At 59.4% G+C, this 9,654-nt stretch carries 5 protein-coding genes; all 5 read left to right on the top strand.

The features are described from left to right. Nucleotides 1-240, top strand: a 240-nt coding sequence (locus tag IAE77_RS19595) for a hypothetical protein (RefSeq protein ID WP_294230304.1), incomplete at its 5' end; no start/stop codon positions are given. A 48-nt stretch (nucleotides 241-288) separates the two neighbouring features. Next, on the top strand, nucleotides 289-528 hold the full coding sequence (locus IAE77_RS19590; RefSeq protein WP_294230301.1) for a hypothetical protein: 240 nt from the start codon (nucleotides 289-291) through the stop codon (nucleotides 526-528). 56 nt (nucleotides 529-584) lie between these two features. Beyond that, nucleotides 585-7,814 (top strand): choice-of-anchor D domain-containing protein, encoded by a 7,230-nt coding sequence (locus IAE77_RS19585; protein ID WP_294230298.1) that lies wholly within the window; start codon nucleotides 585-587, stop codon nucleotides 7,812-7,814. A 14-nt stretch (nucleotides 7,815-7,828) separates the two neighbouring features. Next, nucleotides 7,829-8,200: a hypothetical protein gene (locus IAE77_RS19580; protein ID WP_294230295.1), complete on the top strand. Its 372-nt coding sequence runs from the start codon at nucleotides 7,829-7,831 to the stop codon at nucleotides 8,198-8,200. A 204-nt stretch (nucleotides 8,201-8,404) separates the two neighbouring features. Then, nucleotides 8,405-9,619 (top strand): signal peptidase I, encoded by a 1,215-nt coding sequence (gene lepB / locus IAE77_RS19575; protein WP_294230292.1) that lies wholly within the window; start codon nucleotides 8,405-8,407, stop codon nucleotides 9,617-9,619. Nucleotides 9,620-9,654 lie beyond the last annotated feature (35 nt).

Genomic DNA, 9,654 nt, shown 5'->3' with positions numbered 1-9,654 from the left:
GGCAGCTACGTGCGCTTCACCTTCAGCATCCCCCGGGGCAACGACGGCACCAATGGCTCCGATGGCCCACCCGGAGAAGTCAGCCAGTCCACGCTGGATGCCGCCATCGCCACCACCGCCCAGAATCCCGCCAGCGTCTCCTCGCTGGGTCTCACTTTCAGCGATCCGCCCTCCGCCTCCGAACTCAGTCAGGTGCAGGACAAGATCAACGAACTGCTCGCCGCGCTGCAGCGGATCTGAGCCTCCCATTCTCGCAAACGACCACAACACCATCAACCCAGAGCACTCATGACCACACGCCCCATCACCGGCTGGCAAGCCAGCGCCTCCCTCACCGACGACACCGGCATCATCGCCTTCCAATTCCAGCCCGGCGGCCCCTTCAGCCCGCCCAGCAAGCCCATCCCCTCTCCTCGACTCGCTGCCGTCATCGCCGTGTTGGAGTCCTCCCAACAAGCCACGCTCACCGACGCCGGGGACGGCCACTGGTTCGTGAGCAACAGCCCGAACGCGCCTGGGCTGCATTGACATGGGTGCGAAACTTTCGTTTCAATGGCGTGCCGCCACCTCCTTCTGCTCCATCCATGAAAGTCAGTTCAATCATCTGTTGTTTCGTGAGTGTTTTGTCTGTGTCTGTTCCTGGTTCCGAGCCATTCGTGACTCCAGCTCAAGGCATCCCCCTTGCACAGATGGGCGCGAAGGCACAGCAGCAATATCACGGCGACGGCATCGCCATCACACCCACGGCTGAGGGGGCGCACCTACGCGCGATCATGCAAGACCTCGAAGCCGAGGCTGCAAGCGACGGTCTCTGGCTTACCTCCACCGCCGATGAGGATGCTGGCAAGCCGAACCGCCTCCGCGTGAAGGCAGTGTCGGTGCAGCGTGAAGGTAGGGCGGCTGCTCCGTCAGCCGCCGCCAGCGCCCCTGCGGCATTACAGCCTCCTTCAGCGGCGCTTGCAGGAGCAAACGCCGTGCCCATTCACCTCCCATCCACCGGCGTCGTTCGCGCCTCTAAAGACGCCGCCGTTTGGTTGCGCCCAGGCATCATTGAGGAATACACCGTGAGCACCGACGGCGTGCGGCAGGACTTCGTGGTGCTGGAACGCCCACGGGGCGATGGCGGCGCGCTCGCCGTTGATCTCGAAGTCACCGGCGCACGCGCCGATGCCGCTGCGTATGGCACGAAGCTTACCGTCTCCGCCACCGGCCGCGAATTGGCCTACAGCCGCCTGAAAGTGACCGATGCCACCGGCAAGGAGCTGACGGCCCGCATGGAAGTCAGTGTAGCGGATCGTCTGCGCGTGGTGGTGGATGATGCGTCAGCAGTATATCCCGTGCGCATTGATCCGACATTTAGTGATGCGGACTGGGTGAGCATGAATTCGGGGTTGGCGGGAACTAATGGTGATGTGAGAGCGATCATCGCCGACGGCGTTGGCAATGTGTACATCGGGGGGGAATTTACGATGGTCGGAACCGTATCTGCCAACTACATCGCCAAGTGGAATGGCAGTGTGTGGTCTGCCATGGGATCTGGGATGGATCTCAACGTTTATGCATTGGCGCTAAGCGGCGGCAATCTATACGCTGGTGGAGCGTTCTCTTCGGCGGGTGGGCAGTTTGCGCCACGTATTGCCAAGTGGGATGGCAGTTCCTGGTCGGCGCTTGGCGGTAGTGGGGTCGGGATGAACTTCGCCGTTTCTGCTTTGGCCGTCAGCGGCAGTGATCTCTATGCCGGCGGAAGTTTTACCACCGTTGGAGCATTGAATGCCAATCGTATTGCCAAATGGAATGGCACGGCTTGGTCCGCGCTTGGATCTGGGATAAATAACCAAATCTCTGCATTGGCTGTGAGCGGCGGCTCTCTATATGCTGCTGGATTCTTCAGCACGGCAGGAGGCGTGACTGTCAACAACATCGCTAAATGGGACGGCAGTTCTTGGTCAGGCCTTGGCACTGGAGTAAACAACGGGGTTCATGCGCTGGCGGTCAGTGGTGGCGATCTGTATGTGGGGGGTCAGTTCACGTCGGCAGGCGGGGGGGCTGCCAACCGCATTGCCAAATGGAATGGCTCTGCGTGGTCGGCGGTCGGCACTGGAATGGATAATTCTGTTAATGCACTGGTGGTCAGCGGCAGTGATCTTTATGCGGGTGGAAGTTTTTCAACTGCGGGAGGAGCCTCTTCATCCCGTGTTGCCAAATGGAACGGTGCTCTCTGGTCCGCCATTGGCTCAGGAGTAAATAGCAGCATATTTGCCCTTGCAGCTAATGGGACTGATTTGTATGCGGGAGGTGTCTTTACCTCGGCGGGAGGGGCGAGGGCCGACAGGTTGGCGAGGTGGAGCGGAAGCAGTTGGTCGGCTTTCGGCACGCCATCTGCCATGAATAACGAGGTGTTAGCACTAGCGGTGGGCAATGGTGATCTTTACGCGGCGGGAATATTTACTTTTGTTGGCGCTTTACCGGTTAATTACATCGCCAAATGGAATGGCAGCTCTTGGTCAACCCTTGGTTCGGGGATGGATGGAACTGTGGTCGCGCTGGCGGTCGGGGGTGACGGTCTTTACGCTGGGGGGGATTTCACCACTGCAGGGGGAGTTTCAGCTAATCGTATCGCCAAATGGAACGGCACGGCTTGGCTAGCTCTGGGCTCGGGAATGAACAGTACCGTTCGCGTGTTGGCGGCAAGGGGTGGAGAGGTCTACGCCAGTGGCTACTTTTCGACTGCAGGAGGTGTCAGCGCCCAAAGAATCGCAAAATGGGACGGGAGTGTGTGGTCTCCTCTGGGATCAGGAGTGGATGCTGAAGTCGAAACTTTGCTGGTGCTCGGAGGCGATCTTTATGTCGGTGGTAGCTTTACTACAATAGGTGGAGTGCCAGCCAATCGCATAGCCAAATGGAACGGTAGCGCTTGGTCTGCGCTTGGTTCAGGCATGGCTAACGGCGGTATTTATGCACTGGCTGCAGCAGGGAACGTTCTCTACGCTGGCGGAACATTCTCTTATGAGCCATTTTATAGCATCGCCAAATGGGATGGAACTGCGTGGTCCCCTGTGGGTTCAGGGATGAATCTGCACGTCTTTGCCTTGGCTGTTAGTGGCAGTGACGTATACGCAGCAGGTCAGTTTACTGTGGCCGGTGGAATTCCGGCCAATCGCATCGCCAAATGGAACGGCAGCGCTTGGTCTGCCCTTGGCTCTGGGCTGAACAGTGGCAGCTCAGGCACTTTTGTGAGGACATTGGCGTTCTATAACGGCGATTTGTATGCCGGTGGGAGATTCAGCACTGCGGGTGATAAGATCTCTCCGTTTCTCGCACGAGCCAGCCTTCGCCTGCCGATTCTCACGCTCGGCAGCGCAAGCGCGATAACCTCCAACAGCGCCATTTTCAATGGCACGATCAACCCGAATGGGAGCACCACGACCGCACAGTTTGAATATGGGCTAACCACCAATTACGGCACCACAGCAAACATCACTCTCTCGCCCAACGATGGGACCACGGGGCAGAACGTCGGCTCAGGGCTAACAGGACTAGCACCTCTCACGGTTTATCACTACCGGCTTGTGGCTACGAGCGGCAACGGGACCAGCGTCAGTGAAGATCGGACCTTCACAACCTTGGGCGTTCCGGAGATTGCTGTAGAACAGCCTGCTGGGAGTAATCTCACAGATGGGACTGCAAGCATTCCCTTCGGCGCTGTTGCGGTCGGAGCGAGCAGCAGCAGCTTCACCTTCATCATCAGAAACAGCGGTGCTGCTGATCTGACGGGTTTGGCGGTAACGAAGGACGGTAGCCACGCTGGGGATTTCAGCGTGAGCGTCATCGGGATGAGCGATACGGTGGCTCCGGGAGGCAGCACGTCGTTCACTGTTACCTTCACGCCCACGGCGGGCGGGACACGCTCGGCGGCCATTCATATCGCCAGCAACGACGCAGACGAGAACCCTTTCGACATCACCCTCACTGGTACGGCCACCGCGCCGGAGATCGTGGTGGAACTCTCCGGGAATAACATCTCGGACGGTGACGCGCTTGGCTTTCAGGCGATGAATGGCAGCAATTCAGGCTATAGCCTCACTATCAAGAACACGGGGCTGGCGGATCTTACCGGTTTGACGGTCACCATTGACGGGCCAGATGCCGCCATGTTCAGCTCCCTACCCAGTCCCACTGCCCCTGTCGCTCCGAACGGGAGTACGCCTCTGCACATTGGCTTTGCGCCTACCAGTCTCGGCCCCAAAGCCGCCGTGCTGCACATCGAGAGCAATGATGCCGATGAAAATCCTTTCGACATCGTTCTCAGCGGTGATGGTATCGCCTCGAACAACGCCTTCCTGAGCAACCTCACCACCAGCTTCGGAAGCTTCACTCCATCATTCAATGGAAATACTCTCAACTACACGGCCAATGTGGCTCACCCCGTCAGCGCGATCACGCTGACACCGCTCACCTTCAATTCGTACTCGACTGTGACCGTCAATAGTGCGCCGGTTGTGTCTGGCAGTGCCAGCGCTCCCGTGCTGCTGAATGTCGGCAACAACACCATTAATGTCATCTGCACTGCGCAGGACGGCATCACGACAAAGACCTACACACTCAATGTCACGAGAGGGGTTCCGGCACCTGGGGACTTTGATCCTTCGTTCAATCCGGGTGCGAACGGCTGGGTTCACACAGTGGTTCCCCAGCCAGATGGCAAAATACTGGTCGGAGGCAACTTCAACAACATCGCCGGAACGGCCCGTTCCTATTTGGCACGGCTCAATGGTGACGGGACGTTGGATTCGAGCTTCCTCCCCACGATAAACAATGTCGTGTATGCAATCGCGATTCAAACCGACGGCAAGATCTTGGTTGGCGGCATCTTCAGCAACGTTAATAGCACCCTTCGCAATCGCGTTGCCCGATTATACCCGGATGGCACCCTGGACACCGGATTCAATCCAAATGTCAATGGTGATGTTTTGGCGCTGGCATTGCAGGCGGATGGTAAGATTCTATTGGGAGGAACCCTTTTTGCGGTTTCGGGCATCGGGCGGAATTATCTGGCGAGAGTCAACACTGATGGGTCACTCGACACACTCTTCAATCCAAGCGCCAATTCAGAGGTTTCCGCACTGGCATGCCTGGCGGATGGCAAGCTCCTGGTTGGCGGCCAGTTTAGCAGCATTGCCAGCACGGCGCGTAATCGGATCGCGCGTCTGAATGGTGACGGGACAATCGACAGCGCCTTCAACGCCAATGTGGGCAATGGGCATGTCAGAGCCATCATCCCCCTTCCCGATGGCAGAGCGACCATCTGCGGGACCTTTACCAGCGTCGCGAGTGCCACACGTAACCGGGTGGCCCGCGTGAACACCGATGGCACTCTGGACTTATCCTTCGATCCGAACGCGAATAACGTTGTTAACTGCGCCGCTCTCCAATGTGACGGCAAAGTGCTGATCGGAGGGGATTTCACCACGGTGGCGGGGATGTCGCGAAACCGTTTGGCGAGGCTGAATGCGGACGGCACTCCCGATACCAGCTTCAATCCGGGTGTTAGCAACAGCGTCAGTGGGATAGGATTTCAGGCAAACGGGAAGGTTTTGATTGTTGGGGGCTTTATCAACGTGGGTGGCATCACTCGAAACTTGATTGCGAGGTTGGATAATGACATGGCCACTCAGGGGGTGAACGTTAGCAGTCCGGCCCGCATCGAATGGCTGCGAGGCGGTGCGTTGCAAGAAGCGCAATCTGTCAGTTTTGATCTATCCACAGATGGTGGCAACGCTTGGGCTGGAATGGGAAATGGCACCCGCATTGCGGGTGGATGGGAACTCACCGGCTTGAACCTGCCTGCATCCGGGCAAGTGAGGGCCCGTGCTCGCGTGACCTCTGGGCAATACAACGGGTCGAGTGGATTGATAGAATCCATCCTTCCCTTTACGCTGGCCCTGCCGGAGATCGCAGTCGAGCTGCCTGTGGGTACTGGACTGACCGATGGCAGTGCCAATATCGCTTTTGGCACCGTCGTAGTCGGATCCAGCAGTGGGCTCTTCACCTTTACCATCAAGAACACCGGGTCTGCCGACCTTACAGGCCTTGCGGTCACGAAGGATGGCACTCATGCAAGCGACTTCATCGTCAACACCACTGGCATGAGCACCACGGTGACTCCGGGAGGCAGCACCACCTTTACCGTCACCTTCTCACCCACGGCGGGAGGGGCGCGCTCGGCGGCCATTCACATCGCCAGCAATGATGCGGATGAGAACCCCTTCGACATCAACCTGACCGGCACGGCCATCGCGCCGGAGATCGCGGTGGAGCAGCCGGTGGGAAACGGGCTGGTGGATGGCGCTGCCTTCATTGACTACGGCGGAGTGCTGCCGGGCACGCCGGTAACGCGGACCTTTCGCATCAAGAACATCGGTGATGCTACGCTGACCGGCGTTGTGGCAACGATCGACGGAACGAACAGTGCGGACTTCGTGCGCACCGTGATTCCTGCCACCAGTGTGGCCCCCGGCGGCTTCACCACGCTGACCGTGCGCTTCACGCCTTCAACCACTGGGGATCACGCCGCGATGCTGCATCTCGTCAGCAATGACGGGGATGAGAACCCTTTCGACATCAACCTCACCGGTGAAGGGCTAACGGGGAATCAAGACTGGGAGCAGCAGTTTTTTGGCACCACCGATGGCAGCGGCGACGCCGCGCCGACGGCAGACCCGAACCAGAACGGCATTTCAAATCTGCTGGAATATGCGCTGGGGGGGGACCCCGTGGGAGGAGGCACGGGCCAGGAGATCCTGCCGAAACTCAGCATCAATCCAACGGCGCACTGCGCGGAGTTCAGCCTCACGCGCTATCTGGACCGGGACGATCTGATCCTGACGGTGCAGGCGACCGACTCGCTGCCGGGGCCTTGGACAAATCTGGCGTGGAGTGTGCATGGCGCGCCCTTCACCGCTCTGGCGGCGGGTGCCGTTGTCACCGAGACTGGCACGGGTGCCACCCGAGCAGTGACAGTGTGCGACCTCTACCAGACGACGGATCCCGCTCATCCCAAGCGGTTCATGAGACTCGTGGTGAGCAATGAGAACTTCCCCACCACCGGTCTCGTAGCCCACTACCGATTCAATGGCAATGCCGACGACAGTGTGGGCACACTGCACGGAACTGTGAACGGTGCGACGCTCACGACCAATCGGCTGGGACAGACCGGTAGTGCCTACGCCTTCAATGGTACGTCGAACTACATTCAGATTCCCGACCATGACGTACTCAGCGCCACGACCTCCGGCAGCCTCAGCATCTCGGTGTGGGTGCGTCCGGACGGCACCTCGCTGGATGGAAGCAACAATCTGCTCTTCAGCGCCAAGGAGGGGGGCGGATATGTGCATTGGATGGGCAAGGGGACGCCGAGTCACCACGAGTGGGCCATGCGCATCTACAGCGCGGACAACACGGATGTGCCCAGTCGCGTGAACCGCATGAGCGGTTATCTTTTCGGTTTGGCTGGTGGCACGGGCGCGGGGAGCTACTTCCAAGACACCCTGACAGCAGGCCAATGGGTCCATTGCGTGATGATCATCGACACAGCGGCGCAGACGATCACCTGGTTCAAGAACGGCGTGCAGCGGGACCAGGACTCTTTTGGCCCCAGCAGCAGTTTCCCCGTGACGCCTGGGAACGGAACCGCGCCGCTTCGCATCGGCACCCGCGACTTTAGCAGCTATTTTGCCGGCGCAGTCGATGATTTGCGCATTTTCAACCGCGTTCTGAATGCTGCGGAGGTGATTGCGCTTTATGAGGAGGACTGACGACGTTCCAACGGTTGCCATCTTCGCGCTCACGCCCCCACAGCAACGCAGCAGATGGCTTCGACTTCGACAACGATGGCCTCGCCAACCTGATCGAGTGGGCCCTGGGTATGAATCCGACAATCGCGAGCACGCTGCCCGTTACGACCACGCGCAACGGTGCAGTCTTTGAGTTCACCTACACCCGGAGTGTCGCCGCGCTGAATGCCGGGGCCGTCTTCACGGTGGAGTGGAGCGACACGCTGCCGGGCACAAGCTGGAGCAGCAGCGGTGTGACCGAACAAATCCTCTCCGAAAACGGCACGGTGCAGCAGGTGAAGGCGCTGGTGCCTGTGGGCAGCCAGGGGAGGCGCTTTGTGCATCTGAAGGTGACGGCTCCGCCGTGAGGCCTCGTGCAGGAGTTGGGAATCGTCATGCTGATCAACACACCGGAGATCGTGCGCCTGCTGCTTCAGCAAGAATGCGCGGCTCCTGCTCACGCGAAACCTCACGGTCAGGAAGAACCGTCCGCGGGTGCGAAAGGCAAAAGGCATTGGATGAGTGCTTGAGCATCGGGTGTTGCGCCCTAGTGTCAGCCGCGTCCGCCCCTTATGCTCTTCCTTACCCCCCGCTATCTCAAGCACGCCAAGCTCCTGCACAAAGGAGTGACGCGCTTCATCAACTACAAGCGCGACATCCTGCCGGCGGCCAAACTCGAGGAGATCGGCGGCCTGCGTTCCCGGCTGGAGCAGGCCATGCGGGCACGGGACCGGGCGGAGATCACGAAACTGAACGAGGAGATCAACAAGGCCTGCGAACGGGCGCTGCCAGAGGCAGCCCCTTCCGAGATCGCTGACAATGTGGAGGTTTTCTTCGTGGCCATCGTCATCGCCCTGGGCATCCGCAGTTACATCGCCCAGCCGTTCAAAATCCCCACCGGATCGATGCAGCCGACGTTGTACGGCCTGGTGGCCAATCACACCGAGCAGGACCCGACGCCGAACATTTTCGCCCAGGTCAAAGATTGGGTCACCGGTCGCAGCTATTTCAATGTGGTGGCCAATCACACGGGTCGTCTGCGCCAGTCGGAGCCGTTGACCGAGCATAGCTTCTTCGGCTTCTTCACGCACTGCCGCATGCATTTTGAAGATGGAGAGACCCAGTGGATCTGGGCTCCGCTGCGACAACTGGCCGCCGACGAGCACTTCAACCTGGGCTTCATCGACTACGTCGGAGCCCAGGTCAGACCGGATGGCAGCCAGATCACGCCGGATGCGCAGAAACTTCGTTCCCTGTTCGACCTGGGTGGCAAGCAAATCACTGAAGGCCAGCTTCTTGCCCGCGGGACGCTTGACACAGGGGATCATGTGCTGGTGAACAAGTTCTCCTACCATTTTCGCAGGCCGGAGAGAGGCGAGGTCTTTGTCTTCACGACCAAGAACATCCGCAGCCCCTACATGAACATCCCGGCGGAGCAGGGATCGCAGCATTACATCAAGCGCCTTGTTGGCGTGCCTGGAGATCGTGTGGAAGTCCACTCACCGGAATTGTGGGTGAATGGAAAGCCGGCCGAGGAGGCCGGGATGCAACGCGTCGCCTCGATGAAGGGCGACTACAAGGGCTATGGAAGCATCGGCATGCTGGCTGCCGGTTACGCAAGGGAGCTCAGCACCCGGGAGAACAGCCGCGAATACTGGGCCATGGGAGACAACAGCTACAACAGTTCCGACAGCCGCTACTGGGGAGCCGTGCCCGAGCGCAATCTCGTCGGCCCTGCCCTGTTCTGCTATTTCCCGCTGGGGCGGAACTGGGGCTTCATCCGGTAAAAGCGAAATGCGGATGTCGCCATCCGCATTTCTGA

The organism is Prosthecobacter sp. (genome assembly GCF_014879935.1).
Lineage (GTDB): Bacteria > Verrucomicrobiota > Verrucomicrobiia > Verrucomicrobiales > Verrucomicrobiaceae > Prosthecobacter.
Note: the sequence above shows the minus strand (reverse complement) of the source record. Positions and strands in the feature narration are given on the sequence as shown.

Excerpts from the sequence above, each read along its gene's own strand:
- IAE77_RS19585 (WP_294230298.1), top strand. The coding sequence starts at position 585 with ATGAAAGTCAGTTCAATCATCTGTTGTTTCGTGAGTGTTTTGTCTGTG.
- IAE77_RS19590 (WP_294230301.1), top strand. The coding sequence starts at position 289 with ATGACCACACGCCCCATCACCGGCTGGCAAGCCAGCGCCTCCCTCACC.
- lepB (WP_294230292.1), top strand. The coding sequence starts at position 8,405 with ATGCTCTTCCTTACCCCCCGCTATCTCAAGCACGCCAAGCTCCTGCAC.